We start from the raw sequence: 19,379 nt of genomic DNA, 5'->3' as shown, positions 1-19,379 counted from the left end.
GATTATATTTAGAAGTTGTCAAGCATATCAGAAATATGATTTTTGAGGGAGAATCAGTTTGAAAAGCTTTGACATCATTGTAATTGGGATTGGGATAAAACAAAAAGCCTATGGTTATTAGAAAATTACTTGTGTTGATTTTTTCAGCAATATTTTTTTCCTGTAATACTGCCGAAGAGCTTCCAGAGAGTCAAACAGCAGCTCTCTTAGAAAAAGCTAAAGCATTACGGTTAAGAGGGGATAAGGTAGAACAGAGTTTGTTTAATAAAAGAGATTCTATTGAATTGTTATCTGGAGATAGTACCGATGGTAATGATGAAGATTTCATTAATATTGAAAATATATCCAGTGATTTTGTGTTGGACATGAAGTATGCAACAAAAAATAATTTCCTGAAAGAAAAAGTATATTCTTGTGCAAAATGCTATGTTAGAGATGAGGTCGCAGATGCCCTCATAGAAGCGAACCGAGATTTTATGAAGCAGGGATACAAAATTAAGTTTTTCGATTGCTATCGTCCACACAGCGTCCAGAAAAAGATGTGGAAAATTTTTCCAAACCCTGGATATGTGGCAAACCCCAAAGGAGGATCAATTCATAACAAAGGAGCAGCGGTAGACATTACTTTGGTGAAATTAGACGGATCTGAGGTTGATATGGGTACCGATTTTGATCACTTTGGAAAAGAAGCTCATCATGCTTATAAAGATCTTTCAGAAACTACACTTAATAATCGCAAACTACTTCGTGAAACTATGAATAAACATGGCTTCAGGACCATAAGAACAGAATGGTGGCACTACAATTACAAGAATAGTTTAAAATATAAAATTTCTGATTTTACCTGGGAGTGTAAGTAAAATTATCTATTAAAAGGGAATTCATTAATCCAATGAAATCCTCTATTAATCAATAAAAACTCCTCTCTTTCTTTCTTTTTGGCTTCAATTTTAAGGGTGTCACTTTTGTAAATACTTTCAAAAGTGTATAGACTATCCTTAAATTTGTAGATAAACCTTTGTATGTCTGTACTGTCTTTTCTATTGGTAATTTGTAGCGTTTTTACTATAGTGTCGGTTTCCTCGTTGAAATATTTAATCTTTTCATCCATTGTTTGTATACCCAATGACCTTTTACCAACTATTAAACGTTTCCATCTAATAGTGTCTGTAGTTAGTGGAGGCATAATGTCTCCATTTTTCACAAAACTCTCTACTTCGTATATTCCATACAATGCAGGCTTTTTAGCTTTTTTACCCCATTTTTCTTCTCCTTCTATTGCATCATTAATATTGTAATAAAATAAAAATAGAACAGTAATTATTTTTAAACCTATTATTGCTTTTTTAGTTTTTTCTTTATCAGTATAAGGCAAAATTGTTTTTGAATTTACAACTTTGTTAAGAATAAAGAAGTCTAAGATTCTTTTAAGATCGGGAATCAACAAGAAAATCCCCATAATAGTAAGTAGGCCGCTATATAATTTTACAGGAATATCATAGCTCATATTCATCATGAATATATTAAACATAACTGCAACGGTAAGAATCGTTCCAAGAACTACGGTTCTTCTATAGAGGAGGAAGATACCTGCAATTACCTCTACAAAACCTGAAAATCTAGTATAAGTATCACTAAATTCCATAAAATTCCACATCAAACCCATAGGGGATTGATTACCTACTGTTTTTATCAGATCGAAGTTGCTTAATTCTGAAAATTGAAGAGGAATCACCTTATAAAACCCATAAGAAAACATTGTAAAAGCTAGATAATAGCGAACAAATGTTCTTAGATAAAGAAATATTTTATCATAGGATTGCCTTTTTCGGTCTAAAATACTCCACATAACTGTCGCTACAAGAGCAACTACAGTAATAACAAATTGAAAAACATAATCAGTGGTAGTGTCTCCGCTGCCATTGGGGCCTGTTGGCATTTCATATTTAATGCTAAGAATGTTTTTTCCTATCCAAATGGATAATTGTTCAAACCAATCGGAATAAAAAGAGAATAAATCATCTTCTCCTATAATACTTCCGATATAATATAGTGGAAAAGGAAAAATATTAAGAAACATGTATACGAAAAAGAATCGAAATGTGATTTTAGTAGTAATGCTCCAAGTTGTTTTTTCGGAAATATCTTGTGTGACTTCCATAAAATAAGAATGATTTTTCTGAAAGGCTAAATCTAAAGAAATATTTGATAGCATTCAAAATGGTTTTACAATTACATAAAAAGCGACATTCACCTTAGTGAATGCCGCTTTCGAGCACAATTATAAAATCGGAAAAAATTAAAATTGTTCAATTTCTGTGCTATCCTTCATTACTACTGAAGATGATTTGCCAGTTATTGCTGTATTTAATACAGCAGCAAAATAGGTCGTCCCTACAAAAGCTCAATGTTTCATTTTACAGATATTGATATGCTCTGTTGGTAAGAAATTCTTCAAATTCTTCAGAGATGACCAATTCTTTGAAAATTGAAATGGCATTTTGATAGTTTTTGGTTTGGAAAAGTTGAATTCCTACTTGTTTTTTAATGATTTTTAGTTCATTTTCAAAAAGTTTATCAAAAAGCGTTCGATCTAACATTCGTCCATCTTCAATAGTTACCTCATTACGTAACCATTGCCATAACTGTGTTCTACTAATTTCGGCAGTTGCAGCGTCCTCCATCAAATTATATAGTGCAACGGCACCATTTCCGCTTAACCAATTTGCGATATAATGAATTCCAACATTAATATTTTCCTGAATTCCTTTTTGCGTTATGGTTCCTTCCGGAATCGCAAGTAAATCTTCTTCGGTAATCTGAATGTCATTGCGTTTTACATCCATTTGATTAGGAGCAGGCATATGCGTATCAAAAACCTGCATAGCTAGTTTTACTAGTCCGGGATGTGCAACCCAGGTACCATCATGTCCATTCTTTACTTCACGCTCTTTGTCGGCTTTTACTTTGGCAAAAGCTGCGGCATTACGCTCTTCATCATTTTTGATTGGGATTTGAGCCGCCATGCCTCCGATCGCCAAAATATTTCTCTTATGGCATCTTTGGATCACTAATTTGCTATAGGCATCCATAAAAGGGCTAGTCATCGTTACCTGGGCACGATCCGGAACTACAAATCCAGTATGATTTCTCAGTTTTTTGATATAACTGAAGATGTAATCCCATCGTCCACAATTAAGGCCTACAATATGATCTTTTAACGCATAGATAATTTCATCCAGCTGAAAACTCGCCGTAATGGTTTCTACCAAAACAGTTACTTTAACGCTTCCGTGCTCTAGGCCAAGGTACTCTTCAGAGAAATCAATGATATCGTTCCACCAGATAGCTTCGGTAAAGTGTTCTAATTTTGGAAGATAGTAGTATGCTCCCGTTCCATTCTCTTTTAATTGTTGATTGTTATGAAATAAATACAAGGCAAAATCAAATAGAGAAGCACTCATTTCCTGTTCCTTTATCAAAAGATGCTTTTCGTTAAGATGTAGCCCTCTTGGACGTACGATTAGAGTAGCAATTTTTTCTTTAAGCAAATACGTCTTATCTCTTTTTGGATCATAGAACGAAATAGTTTTGTTAACTGCATCCTTAAGGTTTTTTTGTCCTAGTAAACAGTTTTCCCAAAGCGGTGCATTGCTATCCTCGAAATCGGCCATAAAGGTTTTTGCTCCAGAGTTTAAGGCGTTAATGACCATTTTTCTATCAACTGGTCCGGTAATCTCGACTCTGCGATCTTGTAAATCTGCAGGAATAGGAGCGGCCGACCATTCACTGTTACGAATTTCTTTGGTGTTTTCTGGAAAAGAAGGATACGTTCCCAGATCAAACAGCTGTTGCTGGCACTTGCGATTTTTTAAAAGCACTAATCGTCTGTCGTTAAAACGATCTTGCAGAGCTTCAAGGAAAGTCAATGCACCATCGGTTAAAATTTCCGGATGATAGTTCTTTACCTCCTTAGAGAAGCTAATTTTTTGACTAAGGTTTGTCTGAGTTTCCATAGTTTTTGTTTTTAAATGCCCATTATGGGCTTCCATCACTATATTGTCTTAGTTAAACAATGTTATAAAAGATCTATTTGTCAAGAACTAGTTCCAGACTTTTCTCGCTGTTGGCTGTATCAAATTGATTACTGGTATTTTTAGCTCCACCAGCCTTTAAGGCTTTATCGCCAGCAAAGAATGTTTTATGATCATCCCCTAAATCTGAACCTGCCATTCGTTGATGTTTTACACAAGCTACGCCTTTTCTTATTTCTTGACGTTGTACAGAATCCACATAAGCTAACATTCCCATATCTCCAAAATAGCCTTCTACCAGGTCATTCATATGTAATGCTGTAGTATGATATGTTGGTAATGTAATTAGGTGGTGAAAAATACCAGCTTCGCGAGATGATTCTTCCTGAAATGTTCGAATCATTTCGTCTGCTCGGTTTGCTAATTCAGTACCATCATATTTTGCATCCATTAGCTCAGCGCGGTTATAAGCAGAGGTGTCTTTACCTAATTCCACCATAAGATCATATGCCTGTTGACGGAAATTGATGGTCCAGTTGAATGATGGCGAATTGTTATACACTAATTTGGCGTTTGGTACTTTTTCTCGTACTCGATTTATCATATGTGCGATTTGCTTCACATTTGGAGTAGGAGTTTCAATCCATAATAAGTCAGCACCGTTCTCCAAACTCGTAATACAATCCAATACAACACGATCGATATTAGATCCTTTTTTAAATTTGTACAAACCATTAGGTAATCTTACCGGTCGAACTAGTTTGCCATTTCGTTTGAATAGTACATCATTTTCATTAATATCTTCTAAAGTAACTTCTTCAGCATCGATAAAATCCATATACTGTGAAGCCAAATCTCCTGTTACTGTAGAAACCGGAAGTTTCTGTGTTAAACCTGCTCCTTCAGAATCGGTTCTGGCAACAATTACACCTTCGTCTACTCCTAACTCTAAGAATGCGTATCGGAGTGCATTTAACTTAGCGACAAAATCTTCATGCGGAACAGTTACCTTACCGTCTTGGTGACCACATTGCTTTGCGTCTGAAACCTGATTTTCGATTTGAAGCGCGCATGCACCAGCTTCAATCATTTTTTTAGCTAAAAGATACGTTGCTTCTTCATTACCAAATCCTGCATCAATATCTGCAATAATAGGTACAACATGTGTCTCAAAATTGTCGATCTCATCTTGAACATCTTCTCCGGCATCCAGACGACGAAAAAGATCATTTAGTTCTACAGCGTCGGCTTGGCGCAAGAATGTGTATATTTCTTCGATTAATTTAGGAACTGAAGTTTTTTCGTGCATCGACTGATCTGGTAAAGGCCCAAACTCAGACCGTAATGCTGCGACCATCCATCCCGAAAGATATAGATATGTTTTATTAGTGGTGCCCTTATGCTTTTTTACAGCGATCATTTTTTGTTGGGCCACAAAACCATGCCAGCACCCTAATGATTGTGTGTAGTTTGCACTATTGGCATCATACTCGGCCATGTCTTTACGCATGATAGATGCTGTATATCTGGCAATATCTAGCCCTGTTTTAAATCTGTTTTGTACAGCAATACGTGCTGCATTTTCTGGAGTTATAGTTGCCCAATTATCTCCGTGTTTAGCTTTTAGATTGCGTACAGTGTCAAGTACCGAATTGTAAGTAGCCATAATTTTGTTCTTTAAAATTTATTTTAAGGGTTAACGTAACTAAATCGTTTGAGTGAACAATATTAAAAAAAAGTTTTTTATAATACAAGCGAACGTTCGCTAAATGTGAATTTTTTCTTTTTTCGTTATTTACGCAGAAATTACTATTTTTGATCTTATGGCAATAGCAGAAGAATATATTAGATTAATTTTCGGACTGAAAATCAAGCAGATACGCACAGAGAAAGACTTGTCTTTATTTGGATTATCTAAGTTAAGTGGACTGTCAAAATCGTATTTGAACGAAATAGAAAAAGGGAAAAAGTATCCTAAAACCGATAAAATTATTAAGTTAGCAGAGACTTTAGAGGTGCCGTATGATCAATTGGTATCTCTAAAACTAGATAAAAACTTAGCTCCTATTGGTGAGATTTTGCAGTCTGGAATACTTGATGAAATTCCTTTAGAATTGTTTGGAATACAACAAAGTGATCTCATCGATATTATTGCGAATGCTCCCTCTAAGGTAAATGCATTTATTAGCACGATTATCGAGATTGCTCAGCACTATAATATGAGTCGTGAAGGATTTTATCTGGCTTCGTTACGATCATATCAAGAGGCGCATAATAATTTCTTCAAAAATCTTGAAGACAAAGTCATCAAATGTGCAAACTCGTATCAATTGGATCTAGAGGGTAAGATCACCTCAAATGAACTAGAAGAAATTCTAAAGGAAGAATATGGATATACGATTAATGAAGCGGGTATTCCTGAAGAAGAAGAGTTGGACAATTTACGATGTGTATTTATTCCCGCGACAAAGACATTATTGTTGTCGGATAGAGTTGATGAGGCCCAAAAAACCTTTATTTATGCTAAGGAACTGGGATATCAATATCTCGAAATTACTGAGAGACCTTATACTTTTTCCTGGATACGATATGATAATTTTGAAGAAGTACTACATAATTTTTATGCATCGTACTTTGCCGGGGCTCTCATAATTCCTAGAAATCATCTAAGAAACCATCTTAAAGAGCTTTTTGCAATGAAACGATTCTCTGAAAAGGCTTTTCATAAGATTATGAATATGTATAATGCGTCTCCAGAATCTTTTTACCAGCGCCTTACCAACGTGTTGCCCAAAGATTTTGGGATGCAAAATGTGTTTTTCCTACGATTTACTCATCAACTAGGAGTAGAGAAGTTTAATCTGGTTAAAGAATTACATATCACACATCAGCAGCAACCCCATGCTAACGAGATTAATGAGCATTATTGCAGACGTTGGATGGCTATAAAAACGTTGCAACGCACGGCAAATGAAGATTTGGATTATGCTTTTAATATACAAATATCAGATTATGCAGATACCGATCAGCAATACTTGGTGTTTACTTCGGCAACAAAAGATCCTTTCAGAAAAGATTATTATCGTAGTATAGGAATCGGCTTTTTAATCTCACCAGCTCTGGAAAAAAAGATTGGCTTCGTAAATGACTCCAAAATTCCTAAAGTAAAAGTTGGAGTAACTTGCGAGTCTTGTTCGCTGACTGATTGTGAAGTAAGGATGGCTCCACCAAAACGATTACTCGCTAAAGAAAAATATAAGAGAACAGCTAGTTTGGTTGAAGATATAGTTAAACAATATTCGAAATAGTCCCTGTATTATAATTTCTAATTCTCATAAAGGCGATATTACTGTTTCTTTGTTAGAGAATCTATAAAGTGTTTTCGATAATCTGAAGGAGCAGTGCCATATTCTTCCCTAAAAATTTTGGCCAGATAACTTTTGCTGGAAATCCCTGCTAAATCTACTATTTCAGACATTGAATACTCTGTGTTTAAAACCAGATCTTTTATAAGATTGAGTCGTGTTTGCTTTATGTATTGTTTTACAGAAGTACCATATAAACTCTGAAAACCTTCTTGTAGCTTATTTGCATTCAGGCCTACTTCAGAAGCAATTTCAGCTATATTATCTAGTTTGGAGATTCTTTTTCTGATTAATTCCGATGCTAGTTCTATTTGTTTAATTTCAGTTCTTCTTAAAATGTTTCTTCCGGATATATCATTTAAATCATCTTCATATTGAAGAATTTGTTCTGTGAGCATCTGATAAGCTTTTCCTTCTAAAAAGAGTTTCTTTAAAAAATCCCCTCCTTGAAAAGTCTGCATTTCTCTAAAAAGATCAGCTAATTTAAGACTATAGAAACCATCATGATAAAATAATTCTTTGGCTTCAATATCGTTAAAAAGCTTTTGTAGTTTATCATCCATGGTCACAAGTTCACATTGAATTTTCTTTTGAAATTCGTTTCTTGTAATTTCTAAACTATTAATAATGGTATGTGTCTTGGGTTTGAAACAAAGTATATGTCCATTAAATAAGTCACTTGCCACTATGGCCTCTTGATATTGTACAATTTCATGTTGATCATCATAACCTTCAAATCGATGCTCGAGAGAACCTTCTAAACAGTATAAAAATTTAAGTGGATGAACTTTGTTAATGGTGAAATGAAACTCAACTTCTTCTTCAAAAATGCAGTCATATTGTACAATACCCATTCCTCCTTCAAAATTAATTCCTCGAATATTTCCTTTCCCAATATGTTCGGGAAGGTTTAGAAAATACTCCCCGCAACTCTGTTCATAAGTCGTTTCAAAAGCTTCGGCAATATTATTTATAACCTCCTTGATAGGAAGAGATTTTACTTCGATAAGCATCATTGTTGTTTTTGGTCGGAAATAGTTCGTTTATATTTTGAAAAATTTACGAAGTCAAAGTTTAAATTATGTCTTCAATTACCAAAAATTATAACCCTATCGATAATTGTAAGTTCTGTACTTTTTTTACGTTTATCTAGAGCTTATGTAATTTGAAACTTAAAAATTCGCAATAAAAGGTATTGAATAAGAAGATTATGTAAACTTTAATGAAAGTTATGTAATAGAAATAAGTGTAATTATAACGAAATTTACTTTTGTTAATTTTTAAGACATGAAATTTTTTCTACTAATATTTTTATCAGGCTTTACAATATTTGCCTTAAGTTCTATGACCGTTTATGAGTTAATCGATAATGATTTGGACGCTAAGACAAGTTTTGTGAATTCTGGCGACATTGATGATAAGGTAGGTTTTTCGATAATCGATAAAGAAGATTTTCCAATTAACACAAGTTCAAGAAATAAAATAGTATTTCCTGTTGAGATTACCGAAAATTATGACGTTGATGCTACGTATGATATGGGTGTTGATGTAGAAGGATTAAAGTAAATAGGCCACCACTCGAAAAGAGTTCTATATATAAAAACCCGTTTTGAAATTTTCAAAACGGGTTTTTTCTATATCATATTCAGCTTGTCAAAAGTTTTTTAAAAATAAGCTAAATTACTTCGCTGTCGTTTGCACGATCTAACTACATCATTCCTGGCATACCTCCGCCCATTGGTGGCATTCCGCCACCGCCAGCAGGAGCTTCTTCCTTGATGTCAGTTAATGCACATTCTGTAGTCAAGATCATACCTGATACTGAAGCAGCATTTTCAAGAGCGATGCGTGTCACTTTTTTAGGATCGATGATCCCAGCTTTAAGCATATCTACGTACTCTTCAGATTTTGCATCGTAACCAAAATTGTCTTTACCTTCAAGAACTTTGGCAATTACTACAGATCCTTCTCCACCAGCATTTTCCACGATAGTTCTTAGCGGAGCTTCAATAGCACGATTTACAATCTGTACGCCAGTAGCCTCGTCTGCATTTTCTGTTTTAATTTTATCTAATACTGCTTTTGCTCTTACTAAGGCAACACCACCACCAGCAACGATACCTTCTTCTACAGCTGCACGAGTTGCGTGAAGTGCGTCATCCACACGGTCTTTCTTTTCTTTCATTTCTACTTCCGAAGCAGCACCAACATATAACACAGCTACACCCCCTGCAAGCTTAGCTAGACGTTCCTGTAATTTTTCTTTGTCATAGTCAGAAGTAGTAGTTTCGATCTGTACTTTGATCTCATTAACCCTAGCTTTGATTAATTTTTCATCGCCAGCACCGTTTACTACTGTCGTATTATCTTTATCGATCGCTACTTTTTCTGCAGTACCTAAATCTTCAATAGTAGCTTTTTCAAGAGTGAAACCTCTTTCCTCAGAGATTACCGTACCTCCTGTAAGAATGGCAAGGTCTTCTAACATTGCTTTACGTCTATCTCCAAATCCCGGAGCTTTAACAGCAGCAATTTTTAAGGCACCACGTAACTTGTTTACCACTAATGTAGCCAAAGCTTCTCCATCAACATCCTCTGCAATAATTAAAAGAGGTTTTCCTGTCTGTGCAACTGGTTCTAAAATTGGCAATAAATCTTTCATTGCAGAGATCTTCTTGTCATATAATAAAATATATGGATTTTCAAGATCTGCCGTCATTTTTTCACTATTTGTAACAAAATAGGGAGAAAGATATCCTCTGTCAAATTGCATACCTTCTACGATATCAACAGTAGTATCTGTTCCTTTTGCTTCTTCTACAGTAATCACTCCTTCTTTTCCTACCTTTCCGAAAGCTTGTGCAATAAGATCCCCAATAGTTTCGTCGTTGTTAGCAGAAATGGCTGCTACTTGCTTGATTTTATCAGAAGAATCACCTACTTCTTCAGTTTGTTTTTCTAAATCTTTTGTAATTGCCTCTACTGCTTTATCGATACCTTTTTTAAGGTCCATTGGGTTAGCACCTGCGGCAACATTCTTAAGGCCTTCTTTTACAATAGCTTGTGCTAGTACAGTTGCAGTAGTCGTTCCATCACCTGCAAGATCATTAGTTTTTGAAGCTACTTCTTTAACCATTTGCGCACCCATATTTTCAAGAGCGTCTTCTAATTCTACTTCTTTAGCAACAGTAACACCATCTTTGGTTACCTGCGGAGCGCCAAAGGATTTGCTAATAATTACATTTCGTCCTTTAGGTCCAAGAGTTACTTTTACTGCATTGGCTAATGCATCTACACCACGTTTAATACCGTCACGTGCTTCTATGTCAAATTTTATATCTTTTGCCATAATATTTATGATTTTGAAAATTTAAATCCCAAACAGAAAAGTTTTGCGGGATTTGTGATTTGTGTTTTTGAATTGATTTTGCTTAAACAATTGCAAGGATATCGTCCTCACGCATGATTAAATAATCTTTTCCATCTAATTTTAGTTCGGTTCCAGAATATTTTCCGTAGAGAACAGTGTCACCAACCTTTACGGTCATTTCATGATCCTTTTTACCGCTACCAACCGCAGCTACTTTACCTTTTTGTTGTTTTTCCTGAGCAGAGTCAGGGATGTATAATCCAGATGCTGTTTGTGTTTCAGCAGGAAGTGGTTCTACAACCACACGGTCTGAAAGAGGTTTAATGTTTAATCCCATTATGATTAGTTTTTATTATAAAATTAAAATGAAATATTTGATGCTGTATATTTCAGAAATTGTGCCAGTAGCATGATCCTGACAAATTGAAACAAAAAATGTCGACTGTATGACAAGTCGACATTTTTGTAGTTATTTTTTACAAGATATTATTCTTGAGTGTCATCTTCTGTAGCCGGAGTCGCAGGAGCTTCTAGTTGAACATCTTCAGTATTTACCTTAGAATCCTGAGCGGGACCTTCATTCATTAAATCAATATTAGATAATAAGATCAGTACTAATAATAATGTAGCTAGAGTCCAGGTGCTTTTATCTAAAAAGTCTGTCGTCTTTTTTACACCACCAAGTTGTTGTGTTCCGCCACCTCCAAAAGAAGAAGATAAACCACCTCCTTTAGGATTCTGTACCATAATAACTACCACGAGTAGAAATGATACGATAACGATTAATATTAAAAAGATTGAAAACGTTGTCATTATATTATAATTTATTTTCTTGTAATTTCTTTATTGCTCGAATTTGGTCTGCAAAGAAACCACTTTTTTCGGGATTTTTCAAAATTAATATGTTATAAGCTTGAATTGCTTTTTTGTAGTTTTTTTGTGCGAGATATACTCTAGCCAAGGTTTCTGTCATTAGCTCATCGTTGGGGGCCATATTTTCCTTAGCAAGATTACGTTTGGGAGCGTTTTTTGATACCGGTTGAATCTTGGGATTATTAGCGATAAATTCGTCTATAAGTTCAAATTTATCCTTCTGATGAAGGGGTTTTTGTGTATCTTTTTCTTCTGTGTCTTGAGAGGAAATATTGATTTCCTTAATATTTTCTTCATCAAGGGGTGTTACCGAAGTTAGTTTTAACCACTCTGCGAAAGAATGTGTTTCTTTCTTGTCAAAATCCAGGGGCTGATCTATTTGTAAGGTTTCCTCTGGAGTTTTATTTTGATTTTGAGGCTCTTGTTGATCTTTTTCTTGATTTGGCGCAATAGATTCTTCTGCAATTATAACCTGTTTTCGAGTGCTTTCTTCTCTTCTTGTAGCAAATAGTGCAGGATCGAGCACATCTTCCGCCTCTTCCATCTTCATTCTGACAGCATCATCCATAGGTATTCTGGGTAATGCCTTTATTTCTTGTGGATCAATAACACTGATATCTGATTTGCTTTTTACTTTGATGTCTTTTGTGTCAGTATTGTCTCTGAATAAATCTGAGGTTATAAAATCAAATAAGACACTCCTGTCTGTTGTGTAAGCAGCTGTAGTTTTTAGCTCTTGATTATATCTAAAACTTTTCTGATCCTTGAGAGCTTTTAATAGTAAAGGCCTTACAGATTGAAAATAAGGAAACTCAAGAGAAATTTTTTCCAAGGAGTTTACTTGCTCTCTAGTAAGCGTGGTAGGGTGTTGAAGCAGATATGTGAGTTCTTTGGTATTCAATTTTAAATATAAATGGTTTATGCTACCAACGTGCTAGCGTTGCGTTAAACATATCTTGTGTAATTCGTTCAAAAATAACTTGTAATGCCTCATCTCTTATATTATTTTCTGATGCAGAGGCCGGATAATCAAAGAAAAAAGAGAAACGTTGTTCTAAGTCTAGAGATGGATCCTTGGCATCATAAAATCTCATATTCACTGCAACAGTTAAACGGTTTTGGGCAGCTGTGATGTCTGATGTAGCAGTATTGGGAGCTACATAATCTTGCACAATTTCTCCTTCATAAACAATATCTCCACCAGAGGTGGTTAAGTTTAGATTAGTTTGATTCAAGATCAAATCTTGCAGTTGATTCGTAAATCTTTGATCTATGCCGGGAAAAATTCTTGGAGCTTGATTTTGGAAAAAATTTACCTGAAATGTCTTAACGTCTGGAGAAATGTTGGTCCCACTAAAAGAATACACGCCGCATCCTTGAATTAGTACAAGTGTAAAAATACTAACTACAATATGTTTTATACTACTCATCAATTTTTTATAAATTTCGATAATTCCATTTTTCTCAAACCTCAAACCTCAAACCTATTACAGGTCATATTGTTTGATTTTTCTGTAAAGGGTACGTTCGCTTATTCCCAATTCTTCTGCAGCTGCTTTACGTTTTCCTCGATGACGCTCTAATGATTTTTTGATCAATTCGAGTTCTTTATCATGCAAAGATAATGTCTCTTCTTCTTCGATTTCTTCGGCAAAATGATATTTATCCTCTTCTTTTGACGGAGTAGAAGGAGAAGGTATTTGTAAGACCTCGGCAGGTGCTGCAGGTTCTTCAAAGCGAACTTCTTCTTGTTCATCTTCCCTATAGATCTTCCTGATCAATCCTTCATTATCCTTTTGTACTTGCTGCATATTACCACTTTGCATTAACTCCATAGTTAACTTTTTGAGGTCATTAAGATCACTTTTCATATCGAAAAGTACTTTGTATAAAATCTCTCTTTCGTTACTAAAATCGCTTTCTTTTTTACTTGAAGAAATTACAGCGGGTAGATTACTTCCTATATTAGGTAAATAGCCATGCAAGCTAGTAGCTGATATAGTTCTCTCTTGTTCAAGGACCGAAATTTGTTCTGCAATGTTGCGTAATTGTCTAATATTACCGCTCCAGTGATATTTTTCCAGCAAGCTAACTGCATCATCTGTTAAACGAATGGTTGGCATTTTATATTTTGTAGCAAAATCTGAAGCAAATTTTCTAAATAACAGATGAATATCTCCTTTGCGTTCTCTAAGTGGAGGCAGAAGGATTTCTACTGTACTTAAACGATAATACAGATCTTCTCTGAACCTTTCTTTTTTAATAGCTTCAAACATATTTACGTTTGTTGCTGCTACAATACGAACATCTGTTTTTTGCACTTTTGAAGACCCAACTTTTATAAATTCGCCATTTTCAAGAACTCTTAATAAACGTACTTGCGTAGTTAGGGGAAGTTCTCCTACTTCGTCAAGAAATATGGTGCCACCACTTGCAACTTCAAAATATCCACTACGAGTTTGTGTAGCTCCGGTGAATGCTCCTTTTTCGTGACCAAAAAGCTCACTATCAATTGTTCCTTCTGGTATTGCACCACAGTTTACAGCAATATATTTTCCGTGCTTACGATGAGATAATGAGTGAATAATTTTAGGGATACTTTCTTTTCCCACTCCACTTTCTCCAGTTACCAGTACCGAAATATCTGTGGGAGCAACCTGAATGGCTTTTTCTACCGCACGATTAAGTTTTGGATCGTTTCCTATAATTCCAAATCGTTGTTTTATGGCCTGAACTGATTCCATGTGTAAAAACTATAATTAGTTTGATTTCAATTATTTTCTGAATATCCCACAGCTTCTCCTAGCAAGGTGGCACTCGTACAATCATCAATACGAACCATGACAAAATCTCCTATTTTATAAGCCCCTTTCGGAAAAACTGCTACAGTATTTTGAGTGGTTCTTCCGCTCCAATGGGCATCAGATTTTTTTGATTCTTTTTCGATCAGAACCTCTAATGTTTGTCCAATAAAAGCACGATGTCGATACTCGCTATGCTTACGTTGTAGCCCAATAATCTCTGCAAGGCGTCTTTTCTTAACTTCCTCTGGAACATCATCTTCCATTTTGCGTTCTGCAAGCGTTCCTGGTCTTTCAGAATAGGCAAACATAAATCCATAATCGTATTTTACGTATTCCATTAGAGATAAAGTATCCTGGTGGTCTTCTTCAGTTTCTGTAGGGAATCCTGTAATAATGTCTTGCGATATCGCACACTCTGGAATCATTTTTTTAATATTATCTATCAAATCAAAGTATTCCTGGCGCGTATGCAATCGGTTCATCTCTTTTAGAATACGATCACTTCCACTTTGTATGGGCAGGTGAATATATTTACATATGTTTTTGTACTTCGCCATAACTTCAATCACATCCAAGGTCATGTCTTGTGGGTTTGATGTAGTAAAACGCAATCTAAGTTTCGGGTGTTTTTCAGCAACCATATCCAGTAGTTTAGCAAAATTTACCGAGGTTGCCTTCTGGAAGTCAGAAGCTTTATTGAAATCTTTCTTCAGCCCACCGCCATACCATAAATAACTATCTACGTTTTGTCCTAATAGTGTGACTTCTTTGAAATTCTGAGCTGCTAATTCATCAATTTCTTGCAGAATACTTTGTGGGTCACGACTTCGTTCTCTTCCTCTGGTAAAAGGGACTACGCAAAAGGTGCACATATTGTCGCAACCTCTGGTAATCGATACAAAAGCAGAAACGCCATTACTTTGTAAACGTACAGGTGAAATGTCGCCATACGTTTCTTCTTTAGAAAGAATTACATTAACTGCATTACGTCCGGCATCCACTTCTTCAATTAGATTAGGAAGATCTTTATACGCATCGGGGCCAACAACCAAGTCTACTATTTTTTCTTCTTCCAGGAATTTACTTTTTAAACGTTCTGCCATACAACCCAGAACACCCACTTTCATTCCTGGATTGATTTTTTTTACAGCGTTATATTTCTCTAGACGTTTTCTAACGGTTTGCTCGGCTTTTTCACGAATAGAACACGTATTGACCAATACCAGGTCGGCATCTTCAAGGTTTTGGGTGGTATTAAAACCTTCTTTGGCCAAAATTGAAGCTACAATTTCACTATCGCTAAAATTCATCTGACAACCATAACTTTCTATAAAAAGCTTACGATTGTTCCCTCGCTTCTGATCAAGAACTAGTGGTTGTCCTTGTATATTTTCATCAATAATCTTCTCCATAAAAAAATAATTCATTAACCATTGGAGGTCAATTAATGTGCAAAGATACTTTTTAATACGATTTGTGACAAAGTGTCAGGGTTTTATTTTTTAAAAAATCTATATTTGATCTTTTACAACCTATAAAATAGTATGTATGACATCAGGTAAACTCTTTGAAAGAATAGAAAACAGCACTTCCTTGGATTTTGGAGATGTGTTTAGTAAAAGTTTTGAACTTTTTAAAAAAGTATGGGTCCAGGGATTCGTCCATTTATTAATATCCCTACTGGTAATGCTCCCATTGTTTTTTGCTATGTATATTCCTCTTTTTGCTATCATAGGTATTGATGGATTTGAACAAAACTATAATGGACATGATGATTTTCCCAAAGAAGAGCTATCAATAGGTTTAATGATCTTATTTATTATTTTGGTCATCGTAATCACTATGATTGCTGCAGCTCTTCAGTTTGCAATTACGGCTCATTTTTACAGGGTTTGTAAACAAGTTGATCACGGTCTTCCAGGAACCTCTTCGTATTTTATGTTCTTAAAAGGTAAATATATAGGAAAAGTATTTACTATTGCAATTGCTTCTTTTGGAATCGCTTTATTAGCCGCATTATTATGTTATCTTCCAATTTTTTATGTAATGGTTCCGCTTCAGTTATTAGGAGTGATGTTTGCATTTAACCCCGACGTTAATACTTCAGATCTGATCAAGGCTAGCTTTAAATTAGGTAATAAAATTTGGCTAGTTGCTTTCGGGCTAATACTTATTTCCTCAATTTTATCTCAATTAGTTGGGACCTTGTTGTGTTTTGTAGGGATATTTCTTACAGCTTCTTTTGTACACATGCCTGTGTATCATATGTATAAGGACACCATTGGTTTTGAAGATGATGGAACCGAAAAAGACCCTACACTATTTGTAAAATAAAAATCAAAAAACCTGTCCAGAGACAGGTTTTTTTTAAAGTAATTTTTTAATAAAGAATCTGGATATCATTTTTTTGATATACTTTTGTGGTCAGAAATTAAAGGACTATGGCTAAGAATTTAGTGATTGTAGAGTCACCTGCAAAGGCAAAAACAATAGAAAAATTTCTTGGAAAAGATTACACAGTTGCATCCAGTTTTGGGCACATCGCAGATTTACCTTCAAAAGAATTAGGAGTTGATGTCGATGGTGATTTTAAACCAAAATATATTGTCTCTAAAGATAAAAAGGATGTTGTAAAAAAACTGAAAGATCTTTCTAAGAATGCTGAGATGGTATGGCTCGCAAGTGATGAGGATCGAGAGGGAGAAGCCATCGCATGGCACCTTGCCGAAACCCTAAAGCTTGATAAAAATAAAACCAAAAGAATTGTTTTTCATGAGATTACCAAAAATGCAATTCTTAAAGCAATAGAAAATCCGCGTACTATCGATTATAACCTCGTAAATGCGCAACAGGCCAGGCGTGTTTTGGATCGGCTGGTTGGGTATGAGCTATCCCCTGTACTTTGGCGCAAAGTAAAAGGAGGGTTATCTGCGGGTAGAGTACAATCGGTTTCTGTACGATTAATTGTAGAGAGAGAGAGAGAGATAATCGATTTTAAACCTGAAGCTTCCTATAGAATTGATGCCGAATTTTCTAACGAAGCTGGTAAGTCCTTTAAGGCAAAGCTTCCTAAAAATTTTAAGACCAGAGAAGAGGCTGAATCCTTTTTGAATAAAAATATAGGTGCGAATTTTAAAGTTGCAGATCTTTCTACGAAACCTGCAAAAAAGTCTCCGGCGCCACCATTTACAACCTCAACGCTGCAACAAGAGGCTTCTAGAAAATTATATTTCTCTGTAAGTAAGACCATGACAATGGCGCAACGGTTATATGAGGCCGGGTTGATCACTTATATGAGAACCGATAGTGTTAACCTGTCTGTAGAAGCTCAAAACGGAGCAAAGGCTGAAATTATCTCTGCCTACGGAGAAGATTTTAGTAATCCCAGGAAATATAAAGGTAAGTCAAAAGGTGCACAAGAAGCTCACGAAGCAATACGCCCGACAGATTTTTCCAAGCATTCTGTTAATGTGGATTACGACCAGCAGCGACTATACGAGTTGATCTGGAAACGAGCTATTGCTTCGCAAATGAGTGACGCAAGATTAGAAAGAACCAATGTCAAAATTGATGCGAATACGCATAATGATCAATTCACGGCAAGTGGCGAAGTAATCAAATTTGAAGGGTTTTTAAAAGTATATCTGGAAGGGAACGATGATGAAGATGAAGAGCAAGAGGGAATCCTTCCTGCGATGAAAGTAAACGAAACCCTATTTAATAAATATATTACCGCCACAGAAAGATTTACCAGGCCTCCAAGCCGTTACACAGAAGCTTCTTTGGTTAAAAAACTTGAAGAATTAGGTATTGGTCGCCCTTCAACATATGCACCAACCATTTCAACCATTCAAAATAGAAATTACGTAGAAAAAGGAGCTAAAGAAGGTGAGGTTCGTAATTACATCCAGATGACACTTTCGGGAGATTCGGTACACGAGAAAAAACTTTCCGAAAAGGTAGGAAGTGACAAAGGAAAACTAATCCCAACAGATGTAGGAATGGTAGTTAATGATTTTCTCGTAAATCATTTTTCTTCAATCCTGGATTATAATTTTACTGCAAAAGTAGAGCAAGATTTTGATGAAATAGCTGAAGGTCAGGAAGATTGGACAAATGTAATGAGAGAGTTCTATGAAGAATTTCATCCCAGAGTAGAAGATGTGGCGCAAAATGCAGAACGAGAAGTGGGTGAACGTATTCTTGGAGAAGATCCTTCTACAGGTAAAGTCGTGAGTGTACGCTTGGGTAAATTTGGTCCAATGGTACAGATAGGAACTGCAGATGATGAAGATAAACCTAAATTTGCAAGTCTGCCTCCAGGCCAAACATTAAGCAGTATTTCTTTTGAAGAGGCGATGAATTTATTTCAGTTGCCGAAAGAATTAGGTGAATATAAAGGAGAGACTATCGTAGTGAATAATGGTCGTTTTGGACCCTATGTTCGATTTGCAGAAAAGTTTGTTTCGCTTGAAAAAGGCGAGGATCCACTTAATATTACTCTGGATAGAGCGATCGAGTTGATCGATGCTAAAGAAAAAGCCGATGCTCCTATATATATGTATGAAAATCTTCCGGTTCAAAAAGGAAAAGGTAGATTTGGTCCATTTATTAAATGGAACAACATGTTTATCAATGTGAATAAGAAATATGATTTCGATAATTTATCAGAAAATGATATCGTTACATTGATAGAGGAGAAGAAACAAAAGGAAATCGATAAAGTTATCCATAATTGGGAAGAAGAAGGTATTCGAGTAGAAAAAGCAAGATGGGGTAGGAGCAATATTTTAAAAGGTAAAATTAAAATTGAATTACCGAAAACTGTTGACGCCTCCAAATTAACTTTAGAAAAGGTAAAAGATCTTATCGAGAAAAACGCTCCTAAGAAAAAAACAGCTAAAAAGAAAACTACAACCAAAAAGAAGTAATA

The 19,379-nt window shown here is 35.4% G+C and carries 16 protein-coding genes; 5 read left to right on the top strand and 11 right to left on the bottom strand.

Translation table 11 applies throughout. The features are described from left to right. Positions 1 to 110 precede the first annotated feature (110 nt). Positions 111 to 860, top strand: a complete 750-nt coding sequence (locus tag ACFSJT_RS07855) for a M15 family metallopeptidase (RefSeq protein ID WP_378319694.1) — start codon at positions 111 to 113, stop codon at positions 858 to 860. Between the two features lie 2 nt (positions 861 to 862). On the opposite strand, the gene ACFSJT_RS07850 is transcribed toward ACFSJT_RS07855, so the two are convergent. The 3 genes from ACFSJT_RS07850 to ACFSJT_RS07840 form a co-directional block, all read right to left on the bottom strand. Further along, complete coding sequence (locus ACFSJT_RS07850) at positions 863 to 2,215, bottom strand: hypothetical protein (RefSeq protein ID WP_378319693.1); 1,353 nt, start codon at positions 2,213 to 2,215, stop codon at positions 863 to 865. 202 nt (positions 2,216 to 2,417) lie between these two features. Beyond that, complete coding sequence (aceB, locus tag ACFSJT_RS07845) at positions 2,418 to 4,016, bottom strand: malate synthase A (RefSeq protein WP_378319692.1); 1,599 nt, start codon at positions 4,014 to 4,016, stop codon at positions 2,418 to 2,420. A 73-nt stretch (positions 4,017 to 4,089) separates the two neighbouring features. After that, on the bottom strand, positions 4,090 to 5,700 hold the full coding sequence (locus ACFSJT_RS07840; RefSeq protein WP_378319691.1) for an isocitrate lyase: 1,611 nt from the start codon (positions 5,698 to 5,700) through the stop codon (positions 4,090 to 4,092). Between the two features lie 157 nt (positions 5,701 to 5,857). Between ACFSJT_RS07840 and ACFSJT_RS07835 the strand changes: the two genes are divergently transcribed. Continuing rightward, on the top strand, positions 5,858 to 7,342 hold the full coding sequence (locus ACFSJT_RS07835) for a helix-turn-helix domain-containing protein (RefSeq protein WP_378319689.1): 1,485 nt from the start codon (positions 5,858 to 5,860) through the stop codon (positions 7,340 to 7,342). 38 nt (positions 7,343 to 7,380) lie between these two features. Here the strand turns inward: ACFSJT_RS07835 and ACFSJT_RS07830 are convergent, their stop codons facing one another. Next, a complete protein-coding gene (locus tag ACFSJT_RS07830) occupies positions 7,381 to 8,412 on the bottom strand; it encodes a helix-turn-helix domain-containing protein (protein WP_378319688.1) in 1,032 nt (343 codons plus the stop codon). A 274-nt stretch (positions 8,413 to 8,686) separates the two neighbouring features. Between ACFSJT_RS07830 and ACFSJT_RS07825 the strand changes: the two genes are divergently transcribed. Then, complete coding sequence (locus ACFSJT_RS07825) at positions 8,687 to 8,965, top strand: hypothetical protein (protein WP_378319687.1); 279 nt, start codon at positions 8,687 to 8,689, stop codon at positions 8,963 to 8,965. A 142-nt stretch (positions 8,966 to 9,107) separates the two neighbouring features. On the opposite strand, the gene groL is transcribed toward ACFSJT_RS07825, so the two are convergent. The 7 genes from groL to miaB all read right to left on the bottom strand — a co-directional run bounded on the left by groL (position 9,108) and on the right by miaB (position 15,858). After that, positions 9,108 to 10,748: a chaperonin GroEL gene (groL, locus tag ACFSJT_RS07820; RefSeq protein ID WP_378319686.1), complete on the bottom strand. Its 1,641-nt coding sequence runs from the start codon at positions 10,746 to 10,748 to the stop codon at positions 9,108 to 9,110. Between the two features lie 82 nt (positions 10,749 to 10,830). Next, entirely contained in the window at positions 10,831 to 11,106 is a 276-nt protein-coding gene (locus ACFSJT_RS07815) for a co-chaperone GroES (RefSeq protein WP_378319685.1), read from the bottom strand. Positions 11,107 to 11,255: 149 nt separating this feature from the next. Further along, on the bottom strand, positions 11,256 to 11,582 hold the full coding sequence (gene secG, locus ACFSJT_RS07810) for a preprotein translocase subunit SecG (RefSeq protein WP_378319683.1): 327 nt from the start codon (positions 11,580 to 11,582) through the stop codon (positions 11,256 to 11,258). A gap of 4 nt (positions 11,583 to 11,586) precedes the next feature. After that, the gene (locus tag ACFSJT_RS07805) at positions 11,587 to 12,543 is read right to left on the bottom strand and encodes a hypothetical protein (protein ID WP_378319682.1); all 957 of its coding nucleotides are present in this window, start codon (positions 12,541 to 12,543) and stop codon (positions 11,587 to 11,589) included. A gap of 22 nt (positions 12,544 to 12,565) precedes the next feature. Beyond that, positions 12,566 to 13,072: an LPS assembly lipoprotein LptE gene (lptE, locus tag ACFSJT_RS07800; RefSeq protein WP_378319681.1), complete on the bottom strand. Its 507-nt coding sequence runs from the start codon at positions 13,070 to 13,072 to the stop codon at positions 12,566 to 12,568. A 57-nt stretch (positions 13,073 to 13,129) separates the two neighbouring features. After that, entirely contained in the window at positions 13,130 to 14,386 is a 1,257-nt protein-coding gene (locus tag ACFSJT_RS07795) for a sigma-54 interaction domain-containing protein (RefSeq protein WP_378319680.1), read from the bottom strand. Positions 14,387 to 14,412: 26 nt separating this feature from the next. Further along, positions 14,413 to 15,858 carry a tRNA (N6-isopentenyl adenosine(37)-C2)-methylthiotransferase MiaB gene (miaB, locus tag ACFSJT_RS07790; protein ID WP_378319679.1) on the bottom strand — a complete coding sequence of 482 codons (1,446 nt, stop codon included), beginning with the start codon at positions 15,856 to 15,858 and terminating at the stop codon, positions 14,413 to 14,415. A gap of 136 nt (positions 15,859 to 15,994) precedes the next feature. Here miaB and ACFSJT_RS07785 point away from each other — a divergent pair, with 136 nt between their 5' ends. Both ACFSJT_RS07785 and topA read left to right on the top strand, forming a co-directional pair. Then, complete coding sequence (locus ACFSJT_RS07785; protein ID WP_378319678.1) at positions 15,995 to 16,780, top strand: hypothetical protein; 786 nt, start codon at positions 15,995 to 15,997, stop codon at positions 16,778 to 16,780. Positions 16,781 to 16,887: 107 nt separating this feature from the next. Further along, a complete protein-coding gene (gene topA / locus ACFSJT_RS07780) occupies positions 16,888 to 19,377 on the top strand; it encodes a type I DNA topoisomerase (RefSeq protein WP_378319677.1) in 2,490 nt (829 codons plus the stop codon). Positions 19,378 to 19,379: the final 2 nt, after the last annotated feature.

This window comes from Aquimarina celericrescens, assembly GCF_042682765.1.
Classification (GTDB): domain Bacteria; phylum Bacteroidota; class Bacteroidia; order Flavobacteriales; family Flavobacteriaceae; genus Aquimarina; species Aquimarina celericrescens.
Note: the sequence above shows the minus strand (reverse complement) of the source record. Positions and strands in the feature narration are given on the sequence as shown.